The sequence below is a fragment of the Streptomyces buecherae genome (assembly GCF_014295035.1).
Classification (GTDB): Bacteria; Actinomycetota; Actinomycetes; order Streptomycetales; family Streptomycetaceae; genus Streptomyces; species Streptomyces youssoufiensis.
Map to the genome: position 1 here is coordinate 13,553 of NZ_CP060404.1, position 20,775 is coordinate 34,327.

At 71.7% G+C, this 20,775-nt stretch carries 21 protein-coding genes; 16 read left to right on the forward strand and 5 right to left on the reverse strand.

The genetic code is table 11. From position 1 onward, the window contains the following. The first annotated feature begins 354 nt into the window (after positions 1-354). From H7H31_RS00045 to H7H31_RS00065, 5 genes are all read left to right on the forward strand, one after another. Complete coding sequence (locus H7H31_RS00045; protein ID WP_222625251.1) at positions 355-1,086, forward strand: gamma-glutamyl-gamma-aminobutyrate hydrolase family protein; 732 nt, start codon at positions 355-357, stop codon at positions 1,084-1,086. Then, complete coding sequence (locus H7H31_RS00050; RefSeq protein WP_187062761.1) at positions 1,083-1,793, forward strand: GNAT family N-acetyltransferase; 711 nt, start codon at positions 1,083-1,085, stop codon at positions 1,791-1,793. Before H7H31_RS00045 ends, H7H31_RS00050 begins: the two co-directional genes overlap by 4 nt. 92 nt (positions 1,794-1,885) lie before the next feature. Further along, positions 1,886-3,772 carry an NAD(P)/FAD-dependent oxidoreductase gene (locus H7H31_RS00055; protein ID WP_232109608.1) on the forward strand — a complete coding sequence of 629 codons (1,887 nt, stop codon included), beginning with the start codon at positions 1,886-1,888 and terminating at the stop codon, positions 3,770-3,772. A gap of 72 nt (positions 3,773-3,844) precedes the next feature. Continuing rightward, a complete protein-coding gene (locus H7H31_RS00060) occupies positions 3,845-5,305 on the forward strand; it encodes a pyridoxal phosphate-dependent decarboxylase family protein (RefSeq protein WP_187063373.1) in 1,461 nt (486 codons plus the stop codon). A 142-nt stretch (positions 5,306-5,447) separates the two neighbouring features. Next, a complete protein-coding gene (locus tag H7H31_RS00065; protein WP_232109609.1) occupies positions 5,448-6,485 on the forward strand; it encodes a DMT family transporter in 1,038 nt (345 codons plus the stop codon). A 157-nt stretch (positions 6,486-6,642) separates the two neighbouring features. On the opposite strand, the gene H7H31_RS00070 is transcribed toward H7H31_RS00065, so the two are convergent. Continuing rightward, complete coding sequence (locus H7H31_RS00070) at positions 6,643-7,041, reverse strand: tautomerase family protein (protein WP_187063374.1); 399 nt, start codon at positions 7,039-7,041, stop codon at positions 6,643-6,645. 213 nt (positions 7,042-7,254) lie between these two features. On the opposite strand from H7H31_RS00070, the gene H7H31_RS00075 reads away from it, so the two are divergent. From H7H31_RS00075 to H7H31_RS00085, 3 genes are all read left to right on the forward strand, one after another. Further along, a complete protein-coding gene (locus tag H7H31_RS00075) occupies positions 7,255-7,680 on the forward strand; it encodes a MarR family winged helix-turn-helix transcriptional regulator (RefSeq protein ID WP_187063393.1) in 426 nt (141 codons plus the stop codon). Between the two features lie 290 nt (positions 7,681-7,970). Next, positions 7,971-8,348, forward strand: coding sequence for a hypothetical protein (locus H7H31_RS00080; RefSeq protein ID WP_187063375.1), 378 nt, complete (start codon positions 7,971-7,973; stop codon positions 8,346-8,348). A 410-nt stretch (positions 8,349-8,758) separates the two neighbouring features. Next, positions 8,759-9,616: a DUF3592 domain-containing protein gene (locus H7H31_RS00085; RefSeq protein WP_232109610.1), complete on the forward strand. Its 858-nt coding sequence runs from the start codon at positions 8,759-8,761 to the stop codon at positions 9,614-9,616. Positions 9,617-9,822: 206 nt separating this feature from the next. Here the strand turns inward: H7H31_RS00085 and H7H31_RS00090 are convergent, their stop codons facing one another. Continuing rightward, a complete protein-coding gene (locus tag H7H31_RS00090) occupies positions 9,823-10,419 on the reverse strand; it encodes a L,D-transpeptidase family protein (protein WP_187063377.1) in 597 nt (198 codons plus the stop codon). Positions 10,420-10,634: 215 nt separating this feature from the next. Between H7H31_RS00090 and H7H31_RS00095 the strand changes: the two genes are divergently transcribed. The 4 genes from H7H31_RS00095 to H7H31_RS00110 all read left to right on the forward strand — a co-directional run bounded on the left by H7H31_RS00095 (position 10,635) and on the right by H7H31_RS00110 (position 16,054). Further along, positions 10,635-11,582, forward strand: coding sequence for a helix-turn-helix domain-containing protein (locus tag H7H31_RS00095; RefSeq protein ID WP_187063378.1), 948 nt, complete (start codon positions 10,635-10,637; stop codon positions 11,580-11,582). Positions 11,583-11,907: 325 nt separating this feature from the next. Continuing rightward, complete coding sequence (locus H7H31_RS00100) at positions 11,908-12,453, forward strand: hypothetical protein (RefSeq protein WP_187063379.1); 546 nt, start codon at positions 11,908-11,910, stop codon at positions 12,451-12,453. 467 nt (positions 12,454-12,920) lie between these two features. Then, entirely contained in the window at positions 12,921-14,405 is a 1,485-nt protein-coding gene (locus tag H7H31_RS00105) for an MFS transporter (RefSeq protein ID WP_187063380.1), read from the forward strand. A 251-nt stretch (positions 14,406-14,656) separates the two neighbouring features. Further along, positions 14,657-16,054 (forward strand): M20/M25/M40 family metallo-hydrolase, encoded by a 1,398-nt coding sequence (locus H7H31_RS00110; RefSeq protein WP_187063381.1) that lies wholly within the window; start codon positions 14,657-14,659, stop codon positions 16,052-16,054. 159 nt (positions 16,055-16,213) lie between these two features. Here H7H31_RS00110 and H7H31_RS00115 read toward each other — a convergent pair whose 3' ends face one another. After that, entirely contained in the window at positions 16,214-17,098 is an 885-nt protein-coding gene (locus H7H31_RS00115; RefSeq protein ID WP_187063382.1) for an NAD(P)-dependent oxidoreductase, read from the reverse strand. 102 nt (positions 17,099-17,200) lie between these two features. Between H7H31_RS00115 and H7H31_RS00120 the strand changes: the two genes are divergently transcribed. Continuing rightward, a complete protein-coding gene (locus tag H7H31_RS00120) occupies positions 17,201-17,794 on the forward strand; it encodes a TetR/AcrR family transcriptional regulator (RefSeq protein WP_269475432.1) in 594 nt (197 codons plus the stop codon). A 97-nt stretch (positions 17,795-17,891) separates the two neighbouring features. On the opposite strand, the gene H7H31_RS00125 is transcribed toward H7H31_RS00120, so the two are convergent. After that, the gene (locus H7H31_RS00125) at positions 17,892-18,152 is read right to left on the reverse strand and encodes a hypothetical protein (RefSeq protein WP_308284323.1); all 261 of its coding nucleotides are present in this window, start codon (positions 18,150-18,152) and stop codon (positions 17,892-17,894) included. 29 nt (positions 18,153-18,181) lie between these two features. Then, positions 18,182-18,670 (reverse strand): hypothetical protein, encoded by a 489-nt coding sequence (locus tag H7H31_RS00130; RefSeq protein ID WP_187063384.1) that lies wholly within the window; start codon positions 18,668-18,670, stop codon positions 18,182-18,184. Positions 18,671-18,759: 89 nt separating this feature from the next. Between H7H31_RS00130 and H7H31_RS00135 the strand changes: the two genes are divergently transcribed. The 3 genes from H7H31_RS00135 (at position 18,760) to H7H31_RS00145 (ending at position 20,758) form a co-directional block, all read left to right on the forward strand. Continuing rightward, entirely contained in the window at positions 18,760-19,101 is a 342-nt protein-coding gene (locus H7H31_RS00135) for a helix-turn-helix transcriptional regulator (RefSeq protein ID WP_187063385.1), read from the forward strand. Continuing rightward, positions 19,098-19,775 carry a hypothetical protein gene (locus H7H31_RS00140; protein WP_187063386.1) on the forward strand — a complete coding sequence of 226 codons (678 nt, stop codon included), beginning with the start codon at positions 19,098-19,100 and terminating at the stop codon, positions 19,773-19,775. The genes H7H31_RS00135 and H7H31_RS00140 overlap by 4 nt, the downstream gene beginning before the upstream one ends. Before the next feature lie 449 nt (positions 19,776-20,224). Beyond that, entirely contained in the window at positions 20,225-20,758 is a 534-nt protein-coding gene (locus H7H31_RS00145) for a 2,4'-dihydroxyacetophenone dioxygenase family protein (protein WP_187063387.1), read from the forward strand. The last annotated feature ends 17 nt before the right edge of the window (positions 20,759-20,775 follow it).

The following is a 20,775-nucleotide window of genomic DNA, read 5'->3' on the forward strand; positions in this document are numbered from 1 at the left end:
TGGCCCCGTCCAAAACCGTTTACCTCCCTATCACCGCATTACTCGGCTCGGCCACTACTCACCTCGACAGCGCGATTGCTCCCCGCTCCCGAAATGCCCCGCGCATGCCCCGGAACACCGCGCCTCACACGCCACGGAACTGCGTTCACCAGGCAAGATGGGACCGCCAAAGCGCTTGTTTCCGTGCGCGAGTTGAGGGTTCGGCGCGCCAGTCGAAGGCTGTTGCCATTGTTGTGTGGGGTGGGCTAGCGTGCAGAGTGGTCGTCATACGGCGAGTGTTGGCACACGGGGTGCGAGAGGCCGTGTCGACCAGGCGTATCGCCGGTTCATGCGCTCATACCGGAAGGTTGGGTAATGGCGAAGAAGACCCCAGGTCTCCCCCGGGTGGGCGTGACCACGCGCTTTCGGTCCGCTCTTGTCAGCCACAGCATTCATCGCGGCTATATCGAACAGGTGGCGCGGTCCGGCGGTTTGCCTCTCGCCATTCCCACCGTCGAACCGGAATTCTGCGACGATTATCTGAATACGGTGGACGGGCTGTTGTTGACCGGGGGCGAAGACATCGACCCGCGATTCAGCCCCGGGACGCCCCGCCAGCGCGACTACACCTACCATCCGCGGCGCGACGCCTTCGAGTCCCGCCTCGCCCGCCGCGCGCTCGACCGTGGGCTGCCGGTGCTCGGCATCTGTCGGGGCTCGCAGGTTCTGTGGTCCGTGACGGGTAACCCGCTGATCCCCCACCTCCCGGACGTCAACGGCGGCCAAGTGCTCCACCGGCACTCGCCCACCGAGCCCGCCCAGCACAGCGTCCGCCTCGTGCCGGGCAGCAAGGTGGCGCGGGCGTACGACGAACCGGTGGTGAAGGTGGCCTCCCTGCACCACCAGGGGCTTGGTCCACAGACACCCGGCGATCTGCGCTGGCGGGTGGTCGGGCATGCCGAGGACGGCATGGTGGAGGCGTTCGAACGGGAGGATACGGCCGCGCCCTGGGCCGTCGGTGTGCTGTGGCATCCCGAGCTGCCCGTCGGCGATGACCGGACCGACCCCCTGATCGCCGCCTTCGTCTCCGCGATCGGCACGTCATGACCTTCGGCATTCAGCGTCTTGGCCCGGCCGACCTCGGGCTCCTCCTCGACCTCCAGGAGAAGATCCACGCCGCCCAGCCCGATCCCGACACCTTCCAGCGCAGCACGCCCGAGTTCCTGGCGTACTGCCTGGCGGACGGCGGGCGTTGCTACCGGGCCGTCCACGGCGACGAGACGGTCGCGTACCGCATCGTCTACTTTCCGCGTGAGCGGCCGTTCAACCTGGCCATCGACACCACCGTGCCCGCCGCCGAGTACGGCACCGTGGCCCACTTCGACACCATCGGCGTGCTGCCGGAGTGGCGGGGTCACGGGCTCGCCCGGCGCCTCAACTCCCGAGCCCTGACCGATCTGGCCGACACCGGCACCCGGCACATCCTGGCCACCAGCGCGCCGACCAACCCGTACGGCGTTCGGGCGCTGACGGAGGCCGGGTCGCGTGCCATCGGTGTGGTCGAGAAGTTCGGTGGCAAGCTCCGCCTGCTGTTCTACCGGCCCTATCCGCAGGCATGGCCCGCGGCTCCCGCTACCGGTGCCCAGCCGGTCGCGGCAGCGCGGCGGCAGGTCGCACTCGTGGACACGGCCGCCCTGGTCGACGCCTTCCGCCAGGGTTGGGTGGGGGCCGGCGTCCGGTTCACGGCGGCGGGCACCGCCGACCTGCGCATGGTGCGCTCCTGCCTGCCGGTGTCCCTCCGTACGCATGACTAGCCCGGCCCGGCGCTTCGGTCAGCCTCCGCGGCGGAGGGCTGGTCCGCGCCACCGTCCTCGTTCCCATCGGCTCGAACAGGATCGTCCGCGCCATGAAGACCGCCATGAAGACACTGCTCACCGTGGTCAACCCCGATCTCGCCCGTACCGACTTTCTGCGCTCGGGGGACGTGGTCCACGTACCCGAGGCGGCCGACGCGGACGAACACCGGCTGTTGGACGCGCTGTGCCGGCACGGCGCCACCGCGTTGGTCGCCACCCAGCGGCCCAGTGACACCCTGCTGCACGCCTGGGCGCGGCACGCCGCCGGCCCGGTCCAGGTCGCCTACGCCGTCCCCGCGGCCGGCCGCTCCAGCGGTCCGTGCGCTCCGGCCGATGCGGGGCGTACCGTCCCGCCGCCGCGCTCCGGCGGCCGGCACCAGCCGGCGCCCACGGTGTACGAGCACGCGCTGGGCGGCACCGACGTGGAGTCCATCGCCACCGCCCTGGCCCACTGCGAGCGCGCCGTCGCGCGCGCCCGCACCGTACCCGCCGGCCTGGCGCCCGCGGCCGGCGGCCCGCGCGAGGCGTTCCTGATCGGCGCCGGTCTGGTCAACCTGGTCACGGCCGTGTACCTGGCGGACGCCGGCTACCGGCTCACCCTGGTCGACCGATCGCCCGCGCCGGGCACCGCGCCGTGGTGGGCGTACGGCTGCACCCACGGCGGTGACGACGCCCGCATGTTCACCTTCACCGAGATGGACGGCTACAACAACACGGACTTTCACGGTGGCGTGCCCACCTGGTTCCGGCGACCGGTCACCGACCGTGGCTGGCTGGCCCGCGAGCCCTGGTCGCTCACGGCACAGGAGCACGCCTGGATTCAGGCGTTCGAGAGCGTGCCCTCGTGGTTGGCCCGCGCGTACACCGCGGACGTCTTCGCGCTCAGTTCCGAGGCCGGCCGGGAGTGGTCGGCGCTGCGCGCCCGGTTGCCGCACCTGTTCGAGGACGTGGTGCTGACCGACGGCATCCTGCGCGTGTACACCGACCCGGACCACCTGCGGGCCGCCACCGCGCGGCACCGGTCGATCGGGGCCCTGCTGGGTGAGGTCACCCCCGCGGACATCGCCCGCGACCATCCGGCTCTGGCTCGCGCCGCCGGGGCCGGCGCCCTGGCCGGTGGCGTGCTGGTGCCCGGCTTCACCCTCAACGTGCACAGCTTTACCGAGCGTCTGGTGGCCCATCTGGTCGATCGCGGGGCGCGCTTCCACTGGCGTACGCCGGTCACGGGTGTGCGCCGCGATGCGCACGGCGCGCTGGTCGGCTTCGACTGCGCCGTGCCGGTACCCGAGCACGCCCACGTGATCGCCTCCCCCGGCGTGGCCGGCGCGGCGCTGCTGCGCGGCACTCCCTGCGAGGGCCGCGTCCACGGCGTGCTCGGGGGTTGGATGCGCGTCGACAACCGTGATCCGGCCCTGCGGACCTCGCTCAAGGTCGCCCGGCGCGGCCACGTCACCGAGGACGCCAACATCACCGTGGCTCGCGACGGCGACGGACGGAGCGTGTTGATCGTCGGTTCCGGTTACGGCTACATCGGCACCTCGGACAGTCCCGACGAGCGCCAACTCGCCGCCATCCGCGCCGGGATCACCAACACCATCAGTCAACTCTTCCCCGGCAGCGCCGCGCCGGCCCCCTCGTCTCGGACGCACGACAATTACGCGTTCAAGTACTGCGTGCGCCCGTGGACGGCCACCTCGCTCGGCCTCTACCACGTCGAAGCCCGCCAGCCACGTCGTACGGCACCGCAGCAGGGTGGCTTGTTCATCGTCACCGGTGGGCACAACACCGGCGGTTTCGCCCAGTCACCGGCCATCGGGCGCGCCGTGCTCGCCTCGGTGTGCGGCGCCAGCCACCCGATGCACACCCTCTACCACCCGGAGCGCCACCCGGCACCCGTCGCGCGGTTCGCGCCCCTGTCGCTCCCCTCCCCCGCCTGACCCACCGCGCGAGCCCGGGGCTCGCCAACCGGCCGGGCGCCCGCCCCGCGCCCCCAGACCAGGAGTCTCCCGATGCGCCCGCACCCGCCGCTCGACCCCGCCGACTGGGACGCCTTCCGCGCCCTCGGGAAACAGATGATCGACGACATCGCGGACCACCTGTCCGGCATCCGCGACCAGCCGGTGTGGCAGCCGGTGCCCGAGGAGATCGCCGCCTCCTTCGAGACCGAACTACCCACCAGCGGGCGGCCGATGGAGGAGGTGTACGAGGAGTTCCGCCGCACGGTGTTGCCCTTTCCTCGGGGCAACATCCACCCGCGGTTCTGGGGCTGGGCCAACGGTTCGGGCGTACCGATCGCCGCGTACGGCGACCTGCTCGCCTCAGCTATCAACTGCACCGTCGGCTCCCGGGCCAACGCCGCATTGCTGGTCGAGCAGCAGGTGGTCAACTGGCTCGGGCAGGCGCTGCGCTGGCCCGCGTCCGGGTCCGGGCTGCTGACCAGCGGCGCGTCGATGGGCCAGGTCATCGCGTTGGCCACGGCCCGGGCTCACCGGGCGCCCGAGGTGCGCGCCGAGGGCGCCGCGGCCACCGGCATCCAGTTCACCGTCTACGGGTCCACCGAGACCCACCACTCCGTCGACAAGGCCGTCGAGCTCCTGGGCATCGGGAGCCGGTTCTTCCGGCGCGTCCCGGTGGACGCCGACCACCGCATCGACGTGGCGGCACTGCGCGCCGCGCTGCGCGCCGACCGGGAGGCCGGCCTGCACCCGCTGTGTCTGATCGGCAATGCCGGAACGGTCAACACCGGCGCCGTCGATCCGCTCGCCGCGTTGCTGTCCGTCGCCCGCCAGGAGGACCTGTGGTTCCACGTGGACGGCGCGTTCGGCGCCTTCGCCCAGCTCCTGCCCTCGCACCGGGCCCTGCTCGCGGGACTGTCCGAGGCCGACTCGCTGGTGTGTGACCTGCACAAGTGGCTGTACCTGCCGTTCGACGTGAGCTGCGTACTCACCCGCAGGGAAGGCGACCTGGAAGGTGCCTTCCGCTCCAGCGCGGACTACATCAGCAAGACCGCGCGGGGCCCGGCCGCCCACCCGCTGTCCTTCGCCGACCGCGGGGTGGAGCAGTCGCGGCGCTTCCGCGCGCTGAAGGTGTGGTTCGCGCTCAAGACGTACGGCGTCGACGGCTTCGCCGGCGCGATCGCCGAGAACATCGCCCAGGTGGCGCATCTGACCAAGCTCGTGGAGGCCGCGTCCGACCTGGAACTCGTCTCCCGGAGCGAACTCAACATCGCGTGTTTCCGCTACGTGTGGCCGGGCGCCACACCTGACGCCCTGAACCGCGTCAACCGGGCCGTACTGGAGCGGCTGCAGACCGAGGGCATCGCGATGCCCTCCCACACCGTCCTGCACGGCGCCTTCGTGCTCCGCGTCGCGCACCACAACCACCGCACGATCAGCGCGGACTTCGACCACCTGGTCAGTCAGGTGCAGCGGTTGGGCGCCGAGCAGGTCGCCGCCGACGGCGAGCGGTGAGGCGGGCCGGCGGCCGGGCGGCCGGCGGGACGCGGGGTGTCCGGGGGTGGTGTGTCGCGGGGCGCCATGGGCCACGCGGCCCGTACGCCACGGCGTGTGGCGGCTCCGGGCCCGGCGGGGGCGGGCGAGTTAGGCTGCGGCAATGGCGATGAAAGCCTCCCGCGCGTACACCGTGGGCCTGCCGGCCGCCCTGGCGGCGACGGCCCTGTGGGGCTTCACCTTCCTCGGCCCGGCCGCCGTCGAGCCGGTCAACATCTACTACCTGGTTCTCGGGCGCTACGTCGCCTTCGGGTTGCTGTCGCTGACCGTGCTGCTCCTGCGTCGTGGCAGCCTGCGCTCGCTGGGTCGGCGTCGCCTGCTGGTGGCCATGCGCCTGGGCGTCGTGGGTTACATCGGCTTCTACCTGCTGCTGGCGATGTCCGCCGAACTCGGTGGTGGGGTGCTCGCCTCGACCATGACGGGGCTGATCCCCCTCATGGTCACGCTGGTCTCCAACCGTCTGGAGAAGGTGCTGGCCTGGCGCAGGCTGGCGGCTCCGATCGTGGTGATCTCCCTCGGCCTGCTGCTGGTCAACGCCGGCACCCCCACCGACGGCGCGTCCAGCAGCTCTGACCTGGCCCTCGGCGCGCTGCTCGGCTTCCTGTCCGCCGCGGCCTGGTCGTACTTCGTGATCGCCAACCGGCGGGCGTTGGGTCGGGTCGGGTCGAACATCGACGGTACGACCTGGACGACCGGCATCGGGCTCGGGGCCTGTTGCGGGTCGCTGTTCCTGCTGCCCCTGGCGCTGGCGGGGGGCGGTCGGGCGCCGGTGGCGGACGCGGGTACCTGGTGGTCCTTCGTCGGGTGGTCGGTGGCGTTCGCGGTGCTGGGCTCGTGGTGCGCCACCTGGTTCTGGAACAGCGCCTCCAAGCGGTTGCCGGCCACCGTGATGGGGCCGGTGATCGGCATGGAGGCGGTCTGTGGTGCGGCCTTCAACCTGATGTGGGAGGGGCGTACGCCGACCTTCCACGAGTTGTGGGGCGGCCTGCTGGTGATCACGGGCGTCCTGCTCGCCTCGTATCTGTTCAACCGGGCCGACCTCGGCCGCGCCAACCCTCCGTCGCCGGGGGCCGGCGAGCCACCCGTCACGGCCGAGCGGGTGGCCGGGACGCTGCCGGAGAAACCCCCCTCCGCCGGCTGAGCCGCCGGGCTCTGCCGGCCCGCCCCGGCGGCGGAGCCGGGTGGCCGACACGGCGGGCGGGCGGAGCGGGGGTGCGCGAACGCCCACAGTCGCCGACGCGCGGGAGCCGGACCGGGCCTCCGGAGCGTGCCCGCTTATCCCAGCCGGGTGTTGACGGTCAGGAGGGCGGAGGGGGGTCGATCGCGCCGCCGACGCCGGAGCGGCCGGCCGGCACGCCGATGAGGTGCACGCTGACGTGGTCCCGCACGGATTGACCGCAGGCATCGGCGACCGCGTCGGTGATCGCCCGGATCAGTCGTCCCGGCGCGTCGCTGATCCCCGGCAGGCTCAGCGCGGCCTCGCGCACGTGGAGCGAGACGAGGGGGGCGTGCACGCTGGCCGGGGCACCGCCGACGCCCCAGCGCTGCCGGGGAACGCCGAAGATCTCCACGACCGCCATGGCACGCGCCCGCTCGCCGTACACCTGGACCAGCGCCTCCGTGAGCGATCGGATCAACCGGCCCTCGACCTCCCCGTCGAGTTCCTCCTCGTGCACCCGTACCTGGAAGTGCGGCATCTGGTCTCCCGTCGCTGGTCGCTCGCCTACCCTGAGGGCAGCTTTGCTTTGTAAGCAAAATATCTTTGACCACAAAGCTAAATCCGGGAGGGTGCAGTGTCAACGGAGGAGACCCCGACCGCGCGGACCGACGCCGACCCCGGTGTCGACTCCGACATTGACTCCGACGTCGACTCCGGCGTGGACGACGCGATCCGCACCCTGCTCGTGCTCATGCCGCGCATGGTCGGAGCGGCCAAGCGGATTCCGGTCCCCGCCGAGCTCCAGTCACTCGAACTCGCCCCCCGCCACCTGTCCCTGCTGTCGCACCTGCTCTTCGACGGGCCGCTGACGGTCAACGAGCTGGCGGCCCGGCTCGAAGTCGCGCCGACCACCGTCAGCCTGATGGTCGGCGAACTGAGCCGGAAGGAGATCCTGGAGCGACACGAGGACCCGACGGACCGGCGGCGGCGCATCGTGAGCATCACCGACGGGATGCGGCCGGCGATCGAGGGCTGGCTGGCGCGCGGCGCCACGGCCTGGAGGAAGGCCCTCGCTCCCCTCTCACCCAGCGAGCGACGGTTGTTCGTGCGCACCCTGCGCGCGTACGAGACGGCGATGCTCGAAAGCCTGCCGCGCACCGGCCAGGCGGCTCCCTGACCCAGCCGGGCCAGTCGGCCGCGCCGCGGAGAGAGTCCGGGGGTACGGGGCCGTGGCGCCAGGGCGTGTCGCGGGCCCAGCTTGGCGAACGCGCCTCCCGCTCCAACCCGGCCAACAGCCGTTCGGGCAGCGGCGCGTTGACCGGCCAGTGCCGAGCCACCGTCCGCGTGGCGGTGCCCCATCGCGGCCGTGGTCGGGCCGGTTGAGATCTTGACCGGGCTCGCGGCCTATGGAGATAGTGTGCGCATCAAGGTGTGTTCGAACACACTTTGTCGACGAGGGGGGTTCACATGAAGGCGGTTTCCGGCCCACGGGGCATCACGGCCGTACTGGCGGCAACCTTGCTGCTGCTCGGCGGCGCCACCGCCACGGCACAGGCCGAGCCCACGAACCCGCCGACGCCCGCGGCGCCCTGCGACTACCCCTCCGTCTGCTTCGTCAAGGACGGCAAGGTCGTCTACGCGTACGACGAGGTGATCCCCTGGCAGTACCTGCCGGAGCGCCTGCCCGCGCCCGTCCAGGTCATCAACACGCGCCACGAGAGCATCTGGATCGGCGACACCAAGGGCGGGGCCGAGTGCGTCCAACCCGAGTCGATCGTCGACAAGTGGCTCGGCACCCTTGAGACGCTGCGGATCGACGACTCGGTGGAGTGCCGTCTCACCTGACCCCGATGCCGCGACCGTCGCGGTGGGACGGGTGGCGCGCGGACCCGGGTTGAGGCGTTGGAGCGACGAGAAGGGTGTGCGGCCCGGCGGAGGACGTACGTGAGGCTGTGGCGGGAAACCGCTGTCCGGGGCCTGGCGTGGGCGAGGACGCTCGATGCCGCGCTGTGTGTCGGCTACTTCCTGACCGGGCGCAGTGCCGCCTCCCGGGCCAGCCAGGCCCACCCATCTTCACGCCCCGCGTCACCGTGGTGGCCGACCTTCGCTCCGGGCGGGACGCGTGGTCGGGTGCCGCGCGGCGCAGCCGGAACGGCTGACCGCTCGCCGCCGGGTGGGATGGCCCGCGCGGTCAACTCGCCGCCTAGGGCGGCATGTTGGGCGCGAGAAGCCGTGAGAACCGGGAGGGCGCGGGCGTGGACTGGCACAGGGTTCTGCTGCTGTGGTGCGCGGCGTGCGCTGGCTGGGCGCTGGTCGGGTACGGCCGGTCGCTGGCCGGGGTCACCCGGGCGCAGCGGGCGGTGCGGGTGTGGGGACGGATCGCCTCGGTAAAGACCCCTGCGCACGGCGATCCGGGCACGGCCGGGATACCCGTGGTGATCGCCTTTCCCGACCCCGCCACCGGGCGGGAGCACGCCCTGCCGTACACGGCCGAAGGCGGCCGGCAGTTGGACGCGGTCTGGGTCGGCCGCGAGGTCGCCGTGCTCCACCCGCCCGGCCAGCCGCAACGGTTTCAGGTCGCCTACGACCTCGCGGACGGCCGGCACGGGCGGGCCTGGCCGCACTTCGCCGTCTTCCTGCTGTACGCCGGGCTGGTCACCGAGCTGGCTCTCCGGCACGGCTACCCGTGGGCGCTGCTGTGCGCGGGCGGGCCGCTGACCGTGCTCATGGTGCTCGTCCTGCGCAACGAGGTCAGCCTGGCCCGCCGCGAGGCGGCTCGCCTGGCCGGGGCGGTCAGCGTTCCGGGACGCGTCGTCGCCGTTCAGGAGGCCACCCACGAGGACGGCGAGTCCCAGTGGACCAGCCACGACCCGGTCCTCACCTTCACCACCCGCGAGGGAACGCTCGTCACCGCCCGCCCCCGACCCGCACTGGCGGACCCGGCGCGTGCGTACGGCCGCGTGGTCACCGTCCACTACGCGCCCGACCACCCCGAGGTCTTCACCCTTGACCTCGCCGCTTCGCGACGCTCCCGGGCCCGGTCCGTCCTCTTCGTCATCGTGTCGTTGTCGCTGTGTGCGGCGACGACTGTGGCGGGTGCGGTCATGGTGTGACCCCCGACCCCGGCCGCCACCGCGACCGCGACCGCCGCCGCGAAGCGTGCGGCAAGGACACCGCCACACAGGGGCGACCCCCACGCCCTCGCCTCTTCCCCACGAGGCTCGGGCGGGGGGCCGGTCGTGCCCTGGCATCTGGCGCGGTGACCTGGTCCTCCGGCTCCGCCGGGCCTTGCGGGCACCGCGAGGAGAAGTGGTGCGGGTCAGCTCACCACGTACAGCTTCTTCGGCCAGCCGATGCGGTCGAGGCGCTTGAACAGGTCCCTGATGTCGGCCGGGTTGAGCTTGATGCAGCCGTTGGAGTAGTAGTCGTTGGGGTTGCTGTTGGTCCACCGCTCGGACTCGATGGAGCCCTGCTTACCGTTGGGCTTCATCTCGCTGTGGATGAACAGCTCGGTGCGCTTGGTGCCGTTGTGGCACTTGCGGTCGGAGAGCTTGATGACCAGGCCGTTGATGATGCCGTCGAAGTTCTTGCGGTGCCACTGCACGGCGTACGGCTTCTTCTCCGCGTTGGGCAGCCAGCCCTTGCCGACGGCGCAGGTGTCCTTGGTCTGGCCCGAGCCCGCCTTGTACTTCTTGAGCACCTTGTCACGGCCGGCGGTGCGCTTCACGAGTTCGAGGCGGGAGTTCGTGACCGAGCCCTTGTCGAAGCGTAGGTAATGGGCGTCGGTGGCCTGGACGGAAGCCTGGGTATCGGTCCGCGCCTGGGCCGGGACAGCCGTGGTGACCGTCAGGCCACCGACGATGACGGCGGCGAGCGCGAGGGGCGTGATGTGTGCGGGCCTTGCGGTCTTACGCATGAGAACACTCCGTGGTTTGCGGGTGGCGGTTCGCGCCTTCTTGCCCTTTGAGACTGCTGGCCGCGGACGGGCCGAGGCAATGGCAACCCGCTGTCCCGGACAGGTGTGGGTTGTCCGGGCTGGTCAGAGACCTGTCCGGACGCTGTCCGGGACCGGTGGCGAAGGAGGCGGCATCGGTATTGTCCGCGTGACGCGGGATGGCTCACGATGTCCGCATGGCGAATGTGGGGGAGATTCAGCCGCAACAGGCCGCGAACATACGTGAGTTCACGACTGCCATGCGACAGCTCAAGGAGCGCTCCGGACTGACGTACCGACAGATCGAGAAGCGGGCCGCCGAGCACGGCGAGGTGCTGGCGCGCAGCACGCTGGCGGACGTCCTCGGCGGAAAGGTCGCGCCGCGTCCCGAGCTTGTGGCCGCGTTCGTACGCGTCTGTGGGGACGGGGAGCGGGTGAGTGAGTGGCTGGAGGCGCGGGAGAGGGCTGTGAGCGGTGGAGGGAGTCAAGCCGACAGCGCCGACAGCGAGACTGAGGCAGGGGCACCCACTCAGCGCACACGGCGTGGGATGCGCCAGCGCCGCGTGCCCGCGCTGTTGCTGGGGATCGCGGTGGTGTCCCTCGGGGTCGCCACCGTGTGGGGCACGGGCATCGTGGGCGAGCCGGGCGGCTCCGGTGGCGGCGGAGGCGAAGCGCCCGCGACCTCGGGGAAACGGGCCGTCCCGCCGCGAGGGCCAGTGGAGATCCGGCCGGCCCTGGCGGACAACCTGTGCCTGACCGACGGGCATGCCGAAGGGTACGACTCGCTGGTGGCGGTGCAGCGTCCGTGCCAGGACGTCGCCCCGCAGGAGACCGAGCTGGTGCCGGCGGCAGGTGACACGTTCCTGGTGCAGTGGTACCACCCCGACCACGGCAGGGGCTGCCTGCACGTGGTGACCGCTCGCGCGGGTGCCGCTCTGTTGGAGCCCTGGGAGGACTGCGCGAAGACGAGCAGGTTCCACCTGGAGCCCGCAGCGTCCGGTGGTGGCGGTCAGTACGTGCTGCGCGTGGCCGACGGTGGCTGTGTGGCCATCAGCGGGTCGGCGAAGTCAGCCGGGGCGCCAGCGGTGAGGCAGCCGTGCGACGGGAGCGCGGCCCAGGTCTTCTTTCTCTCGCCCGCGACCTGAGCCGGCTGGTGGTGTGACGACCAACCCACGGCCCCGCCCCGGCCTGGCGGCCCCACGTGGCTGAACACCGTGGGTGGCCGTCTGAGTACACCTACTCAGGACAGGGCCGGGGCGATCCCGGAAGGCTGGCACCATGACGATGCCACCTCCCGCCGGACCACCGCCGTATCAGCCCGAGCCCGCCGCGTACGGAAACGCCTACCCGTCCGGCCCGGCATACGGACCTCCTGCGGGCGTCCCCGGGTACGGGGCTCCGCCTCCTCCCGGCCCCGGCTTTACAGGCCCACCCCCTCCCCCGGCCCGGCGGCCGGGGAACCGCCGGGCGGTGGTCGCCGGTCTCGTCGCGCTGGCCCTGCTCCTCGTCGGGGGGACCACCGCATGGTGGCTGACGTGCGACGAGGACCGCTCCCCGCTGGCCGGTCAGCCGCGCGTCACGGACGAGAAGGCCGGGATCTCCTACGCGCTACCCGAGGGCTGGGAGCGCGACAAGGGCGGCCTGATCGACGCCTTCACCTCGGCGGCCGGCAAGAAGAGCGGTGACGGCAAAGGTGGCTCGGTCATGGCCGGCCGGGCCGGCGGCGTACCGCAACCCAGGCTGCGGTACGAGGCGGAGCGCGCGGCCTCGTCGAACGCCGAGTTCTTCTGCCCGGACGGGAAGTCGACACCCCAGGAGTCCAAGGCGACGACGGTGGGCGACCGGCCGGCGCACACGGCGTTGCTCAAGGTCACCCACCCCGACTGCGGCACCCTCTATCTCCGCATGACCCTCATCTCACTGGACGACAGCCGCTCGGCGTTCCTCCTCGGCCTCACCGAACAGCGGGGGCGGGAGCAGGTCGACAGGGTGCTGGAGGACGCCGCCCTGCTGTGACCCTCACCGCCGTGCCCGCTCGGCATCCTCGCCACCGCATGCCGCCGCCAGCCCGTAGCGTGGCAGACCGCGATCAGGCGTGTGACGATCCGGCCATGCGGAAGGTCGCGGCGTTGGCTGTCGTGTCGGGAGCGACGAACGCTGCCCCGCGCCTGGACCGAGCCGGGCGCCGACGCCTTGTGCGAGGGGCCGCGCGGGAGGGACGGGTGTTTCGGGGTACGTGTCCGGGACCGCACCTTCGGCCACGGGGAGGCACCGGCACACCAGGACACCCTCGCGTACCGGACGGGCGGGCGGCACGCGCCGGGTCATGGACAGGCGGCGCGCACCCGGATGGCTCGCTGGATGTGACCAATCTCCTCATATCCGCCACAAGAGGTTTGGTCACCCGTGATCGGGCGCAGCAGCTTGAGTCGTACGAGACCGCTCCCCACGCGGTTCGCAACACAGGAAGGTAAGGGCGAGTCGTGACCACTGGCACACCCCCCGATGACGCCGCGCTGGACCCCGAGGCCGTCAGACGCCACCGGCCGCTGTTCCGGGCCATCGCCCGCCGGAAGAACCCCAAGCTGCGGCGGACCGACATCACGGTCACCGATGAGAAGACCGTGCGGCGCGCGGTGAAGGCGGCGTCACTCGGCAACGCCATGGAGTGGTTCGACTTCGGCATCTACAGCTACCTCGCCGTCACCATCGGGCACGTGTTCTTCCCGTCCGGCAACGACACGATGCAGCTCCTGTCGTCGTTCGCGACCTTCGCCGTGGCCTTCCTGGTACGGCCGCTCGGCGGGCTGTACTTCGGGCCGCTCGGCGACCGGGTGGGCCGCAAGAAGGTGCTCGCGCTCACCATGATCCTGATGGCGCTGGGCACCTTCTGTATCGGGCTCATCCCCTCGTACGCCTCGATCGGTTTCTGGGCGCCGGTGCTGCTGATCCTCTTCCGGCTGCTCCAGGGCTTCTCGACGGGTGGTGAGTACGGGGGTGCCTCGACCTTCATCGCCGAGTACGCGCCCGACAAGAAGCGTGGCTACTTCGGCAGCTTCCTCGAACTCGGCACCCTGGCCGGTTACGCGAGTGCGGCGGCCCTGGTGGTCGCGCTGACCGAGTGGCTGGGCGACGGCACGATGGAGGACTGGGGCTGGCGGGTGCCGTTCCTGGTCGCCGGGCCGTTGGGCCTGGTGGGTCTGTACCTGCGGCTCAAGCTGGAGGAGACGCCGGCGTTCCAGCGGCTTGAGGAGGAGATGGCGGACGAGCACATCACGAGTGAGGGGACCGAGCTCAAGGAGATCTTCGTGGCGCAGTGGCAGCGCCTGCTGCTGTGCGTGGTGCTCGTGGCGGCGTACAACATCTGCCACTACATGCTGCTCTCCTACATGCCCACGTACCTCACGGACGAGCTGGACTACGACGACTCGCACGGTCTGCTCATCCTGGTCGGCACCATGGTCGTGCTGATGTGCCTGGTTAACCAGGTCGGCCGGCTCAACGACCGCATCGGCCGCAAACCGCTGCTGGCGGCGGGCATGGGTGGCTTCATCCTGCTCTCCGTCCCCGCCTTCTGGCTGCTCCAGGAGGGGAGCTTCGCGGCCGTCACCGCCGGCATGCTGATGCTGGGCCTGCCGCTCGTCTGCCTGCTGGGCACGATGTCCGCCGTCCTGCCCGCCCTGTTCGCGACGAACGTCCGCTACGGCTCGCTGTCCATCGGCTACAACCTCGCCGCGTCCCTGTTCGGCGGCACGACCCCGCTGGTCATCACCGGCCTGATCAGCCTGACCGGCAGCGACATGATGCCCGCCGTGTACGCGATCGTGGCGGCCTCGGTCGGCCTGGTCGCCGTGGTGTTCATCAAGGAGACGGCCCGCCAACCACTGGAGGGCTCCCAGCCCTCGGTCTCCACGCACAAGGAGGCCGTGGAGATGGTGACGTCCCAGACCCAGGACCCCACGTTCTGACCGGCTTCGGTCGTTGTCGGGGCTGACCGATCGATGTCGGGGGCTGAGAGGCGGCGGCGAGCGGGTGGGACGCGTCCGGAAGACCGGGCCCGGGGAGTTCGCGGCGGGGAACGGGAGGGGAGCGCGGGCCCCGACAGGGCGTGTGCGTCCCTGTGGCGGAGGACAGCCGAACGAGGTGGGAGGACGCCATCGGGCATCCGCGGGGTGTACGCGTCTTGCGAGCCGGTTGTTGCGTGCATGACGATACCCGCATGGTGAATCCGACGGGCGCTTCTCGGCGCACCCTGCTCGCTACCACCGCGGCCACCGCCGCTGCGGCTGCCACGTCCACCGGTGTCGCGGTCGCGGGCGAACGGGGCCGGCTCGCCCCGCAACCGCCCCCGCCGGAACTTCGGACCCTGCTCCGGGAGATCGACCACCGCCGCATCGAGGCGACCGTGCGGCGCCTGGCCGCCTTCGGCACCCGGCACACCCTCTCCACCCAGGACGACCCCGAGCGCGGCATCGGCGCGGCCCGCGACTGGATCCTGGCCCGGATGCGCGAGTACGCGCGGGCGTCCGGCGGCCGGATGACGGTCGAGCTCCAGTCGTACGTGCAGCAGCCGGCACCCCGTATCCCGGTTCCGACCCGGATCTCCAACGTCGTCGCCACCCTGCGCGGCACGACCTCACCCGACCGCGTCTATGTCGTCTCCGGGCACTACGACTCCCGTGCCAGCGACGTCATGGACCACACCAGCGACGCCCCGGGGGCCGACGACGACGCCTCCGGGGTGGCCGTCGTGATGGAGCTGGCCCGCGTCATGGCCACCCGGCGCACCGGCGCCACGTTGGTCTTCGCCGCCGTGGCGGGCGAGGAGCAGGGCCTGTACGGCGCGGCCCACCTCGCGCAGAGCTACCGGGAGCGGCAGGCCGACGTGCAGGGGATGTTCACCAACGACATCGTCGGCAGCTCCACCGCCGACGACGGCAGCCGCGACCCCCACACCATTCGGCTGTTCGCCGAGGGTGTGCCCACCTCCGAGACCCCGCAGGAGGGCGAGGTACGGCGCTCCGTGGGCGGCGAGAACGACTCGCCCTCGCGCCAGCTCGCCCGGTTCGTGCAGGACGTCGCGGGACCGGGGGTGACCGGGATGAAGGTCCGGGTCATCTACCGCCGTGACCGCTATCTGCGCGGTGGCGACCACATCCCCTTCCTTGAGCGCGCCTACCCCGCGGCCCGGTTCACCGAGCCCGCCGAGGACTACGCCCACCAGCACCAGGACGTGCGCGTCGTCGACGGCAAGCAGTACGGGGACCTGCCCGAGTTCTGCGACTTCCCCTATATTGCCCGCGTGGCCCGCGTCAACGCCGCGGCCCTGTGGAACCTGGCCCAGGCCCCCGGTACGCCGCGCGGCGTGAAGATCCTCACCGCGGCCCTGACCAACGAGACGGAACTGGTGTGGGAGCGGGGCCCCGAGCCGGACCTGGCGGGCTACGAGGTGGTCTGGCGCGAGACCACCGCCGCCCAGTGGACCCACGCGCGGCCGGTGGGTGACACCACCCGCCACACCGTCGACCTGTCCAAGGACAACGTGTTCTTCGGCGTCCGCGCGGTCAACCGGGCGGGGCTACGCAGCCCGGTGGCCTTCCCGACCCCACAGCGCTGACCGGCCCACGCGCTCACCGCACGACACCAGGCGCGGCACGGCGCCTCCACGAAGAGGGTGGAGGAGTGCGCGGTACGGCCCGGAGCCGCGGGGAGGTTCCCGCGGCTCCGGGCACCCGTGCCATACGGGGGTCGCGTGGCTCAGCCCGCGTTCGGCGCGTCAGGCCGGGGCCGTGCCCGCCCGCAGGAGGGAGCGCAGGCTGGTGAGGCTGTCGTTCGCGTGGCCCGCCGCGACGCCGCGCCGGAACACGTCGAGCACCGCCTCGGGCAGGCCCGTCTCCACTCCCCCCGCCCGCACCGTGTCCACCACGTGCTCCATGCTGGCCACCCCCATGGCGAGCCGGTCCACGTCACCCGTGTCGTCCCCGGCGCTGAGCCGTGGCGCGTAGAACCGGAAGAACGTCGACAGCGAGTCGGCCACGTCGACCGAGTACGGCAGAATCTCCTCGACCGAGATGCCGTGCGCCTCGGCCACGGCCACCGAGTGCAGCCAGGCGGTCAGGCTCGTCCAGAACAGGTCCATCTGGATCTGGTAGTACAGCGCCGCGAGCCCCGGGTCCTCGCCCCGGTACTCGACCCTGCTGATCACCTCCAGGGCGCCCCGGTGCTCCTCGACGAGGTCCTCGGGCCCGCTGTAGTACGTGAAACCGTCCGGCGTTCCCACCAGGTCCGGCGAGACCGCCACCCCGGCGGTGAGGTAGCGCGCCCCGTGTCGGGTCGCCCATACCGCCGCCTCGCGGGCCCGCTCCGGGGTGTCGGAGCTGAGGTTGGCGAGGACCCTGCCCGGGAGCGCGGCCGTCACCGGTTCGAGGAGCGCGTACATCGCGGCGTAGTCCGTCAGGCTGAGGATCACCAACTCGTTGGCGCCCAGGGCCTCTTCGACCGAGGGAGCGAGCCGCGCGCCGGCCGCCACCAGGTCATCGGCCTTGCTCGCGGTCCGGTTCCACACGGTCACCTCGTAGTCCCGTGCCAGGTAGGCGCGCACCATGGCACGCCCCATCGGGCCCAGCCCGATCACCGTCACGGACCGTCCGTTCGTACCCATCAGAATCCCTCCGCCGCTCTCTAAAACGAACGCTCTATTTAGCGCTGCGACGCAACGTAGCACACCACTGGAACGAACGCTCTATCCGATAAGCTGGCCCGCGTGAACACGGAGACGAAGACCGCGGCGACCCCCGACACCCGCACCCGTATCGTCCGCGCGGCGTCCCTGCTGATGCAGCGACAGGGCTACGACGGCACCGGGATCAAGCAGATCGCCCAGGAGGCGCAGGCCACGCTCGGCTCCGTTTACCACTTCTTCCCCGGCGGCAAGCAGGAGCTGGCCGTCGCCGCCATTCACCACGGCGACCAGGAGTTCTACGACGTGTTGCGCGAGGCGCTGGAGCGCGAGGAGGACACCGCGCGGGCCATCGCCGACCTGTGCGACGAGCTCGCCGATGGCCTGCACGCCTCGCAGTGGGTGGACGGCTGCCCCATCACCACGACCTCGCTCGGCACGGCGGGCCGCGCCCCCGACATCCAGACGGCCGCGGCGCAGGCGTTCGCCCGCTGGCGCGGGCTGGTGCGCGACAGGTTGCGCGCCTCCGGCATGAGCGAGGGCGACGCGCACGACCTGGCCCACACCGTGATCAGCACGATGGAGGGCGCCGAGTTGGCGGCCCAGGTCGCGCAGAGCAAGGAGCCGCTGCGGATCGCGGGCAAACACCTCGCGCGCCTCATCGCCCTGCACCAGTAGCCCCGGACACACACCCGCCCCCGACTCCCGGGCGCCTGTGGCGCGGAGTCGGGGACGGGTGTGGCCGGGCGCGTCAGGCCGGCGCGTGGTCCGCGCCTCACTCCTCCTCGCCGAGGCGGGGCCGTTGGGCCGCCGACGCCTCCTGGGGCATGCGCCGCAGGACGAGCAACCCGCCGATGCCGGGAACGAGGGCGCGCGGGCGGGCGCCCGGAGCCAGGGCCGGCGGGGTGCGCCAGGCGATGACGATGATGACCAGGTAGGCCGTCCCGTGCGTCGGGCCACCGAGCGAGGTGATCACGCCAACGTGCACGGTGAAGACGTTGACCAGCAGGAACGCCAGGGAAACGGCTTCCACCACGGCCGCGATGCGAAGTACGCGCACGATGCTCAGGCCCCCGTCGTGGAGCCGGGGCGCACGATCATCAGGACGACGACCACCGCCCACAGCAGGTTGAACGTGCCCGTGACCATGGCCAGGCGCGCGGCAGCCGAGCGGGCCGCCTCCGCGACACCGGCGTCCGCGCCCGAGGCCGCGCCCACCGGCTGGACGAGCAGGCGTTGTTGCCCGGGCAGGATCGCCAGCAACAGCAGCGCCGCCGCGGCGGCGGTCAGCACGATCGAGGTCAGCAGCCAGGCGTCCGTGAGCACGCCGAGCTGGGCCCCCGTGGCGACCCCGAAGACCGGGACCGCGATGCCGACGACGGTGTAGCCGCGACACACGCGGTGCAGGAGCGCCGCCGTACGGGCTTGGTCCGAGCCGTCGCCGCCGACCGCCGGGGAGCGGACGTAGCGGGGGAACATCGAGGCCGCGACCGTGATCGGCCCGATCGCCAGGATCGCCGCCAAGACGTGCACGGACAGCAGGAATTTCGTCACCGCAGAGCCCTTCTGGGTTGGCTGCCAATAGGTTGGCTGTCGAACTATAGGTAGCACGTTCGCACGCCCTTTGGGTAGGCTGCCTAACCATGAAGGCGAGCGCGGTACGCGGGCATCTGGACGGGCTCTTGCTGTCCGTACTGGAATCCGGCCCGCTGCACGGATACGCGGTCATCACCGCGGTGCAGGAACGCAGCAACGGGGTCCTGGAGCTGCGCAAGGGCACGATCTACCCGGCGTTGAACAAGCTGGAGCGGCTCGGACTGCTACGCAGCGTCTGGGAGTCCGAGGGCGAGCGGCGACGGCGGTGTTACGAACTCACCGACGCCGGCCGGCGCAGCCTGGCGACCGAGCGGTCGGTGTGGCGCGAGTTCACCACCGCGATCGGCGCCGTGTTGGAGCCGGCACCCCAGCCCGGACAGGCGACATGAGCGCGCCCACCACCGACGCGGACCCCATCGAGGCCCACGTCGCGGATCTGTCGGCGGCGCTGCACGGGCCGGTCCGGGTCAAGTCCCGGATGGTGATGGACCTGCGGGACGGCCTCATCGACGCGGCCCGGGACCTGTCGTGCGGGCGCGAGCCGGACCACCATGCCGCGCGGCAGGCGGTGTACGAGTTCGGCACCGTCGCCGAGATCGCCCCGAGCTTCCAGCGCGAACTCACCATCGCCCAGGCCCGGCACACCGCCCGCGCGGTGATGCTGATCGTCCCCTTCCTGTTCCTGTGCTGGCACCTGGCGGAGACGTGGGACGGCTCGACCGGCCACCAACTGCCCGATCTGGTCCAGTTGTTGGTGGCTCACCTGGGTGGCATCGCGGCGTCGGCCGCCTTCCTCGCGGCGGCGGCGCTGGCCGCCACCGGCGCCCTCGCGCGCTGGCTTCCCACCCCGCACCAACTGCCGCTCCTGGTCGCCTGGACGGGTACGACGGCGGCGGTCGCCCTCGCCATCAGCGCGCTCACCCTCACGCTGGCCTCGGTCCTGGCGACGAACTGGCCGTTGAGCGCCGTCGCGGGCGTCGTGACCATCGCGTTCCACACCCGGATCGCCGCCTCGGCGCGCGCCTGCCGCGAGTGCGCCCGCGTCACCCTCGCCGGCCCGTAGGGCCACGGCCGCCACCCCACGAGCCGTACTCCCGCGCGCCACGGGCCGCTGACCGAATGGGTCAGCGGCCCGTGGCGCGCGGCCGTCATGTCGTCACCCGTGCCGCGCGGGGACCGGCCCGCGATGTGAGAGCCCCCCGGCCGGTCACCGAGCCGTGACCGGCGGCTCGTCGCCTCACCGGCCGGGCGACCCACCCCACACCCACCGGCGCGGCAGTCGCCGGGCCTCACCGGCCGCGCGCAGGGTTGGTCGTCATCCGAAGCGCCACCGCCCGGCGCAGGGCATCTGACCGCTGGCGTGCTCGCCGGGCCGCGGGGGCGGGCCGGGGCGCCGTCGGCGTGGGGCGGGCGTGTCCGAAACGGGCAAAGCGCGACGTCCGCCCTGGGAAAGACGCGCGTCCGCGCCCCGGGGTTCACTGCGGCCACCTACCAGCGAAAGGGAGCCCGATCATGCCCGAGGCAGCCAACAGCGAGTTCTGGAAGACCCTCAAGCCGATCCAGAACTCCTTCAAGCCCGACGCCCTGCCCGAGGTCTACCTCTCCCAGGTGGCCACCGACGACGACCGGTACTACGTGCCGTTCACCGAGACCGTGGGCTCGCGCCCGCTGTGGATCAACGTCAAGGACAACTCCTGGGCCGACATCCTGCGCGCCAAGGAGGCGGGGCTGGTCAACCGCCACTACCACCCGCACGAGGTGTTCGCGTACACCATCTCCGGAAAGTGGGGCTACCTGGAGCGGCCCTGGACGGCGAGCGCGGGCGACTTCGTCTACGAGGCGCCGGGCGAGGGACACACCCTGGTGGCGTACGACAGCGGCGAGCCGATGAAGACGTTCTTCATCGTCAAGGGGCCGCTGATCTGGCTGGACGAGAACGGCGAGACGGCCGGCTACTTCGACGTCCACGACTACATCGAGATGTGCCGCAACCACTACGAGCGGGTGGGCATCGGCGCCGACTACGTCAACTCCCTGTTCCGCTGACCTTGGCCCACCGCACC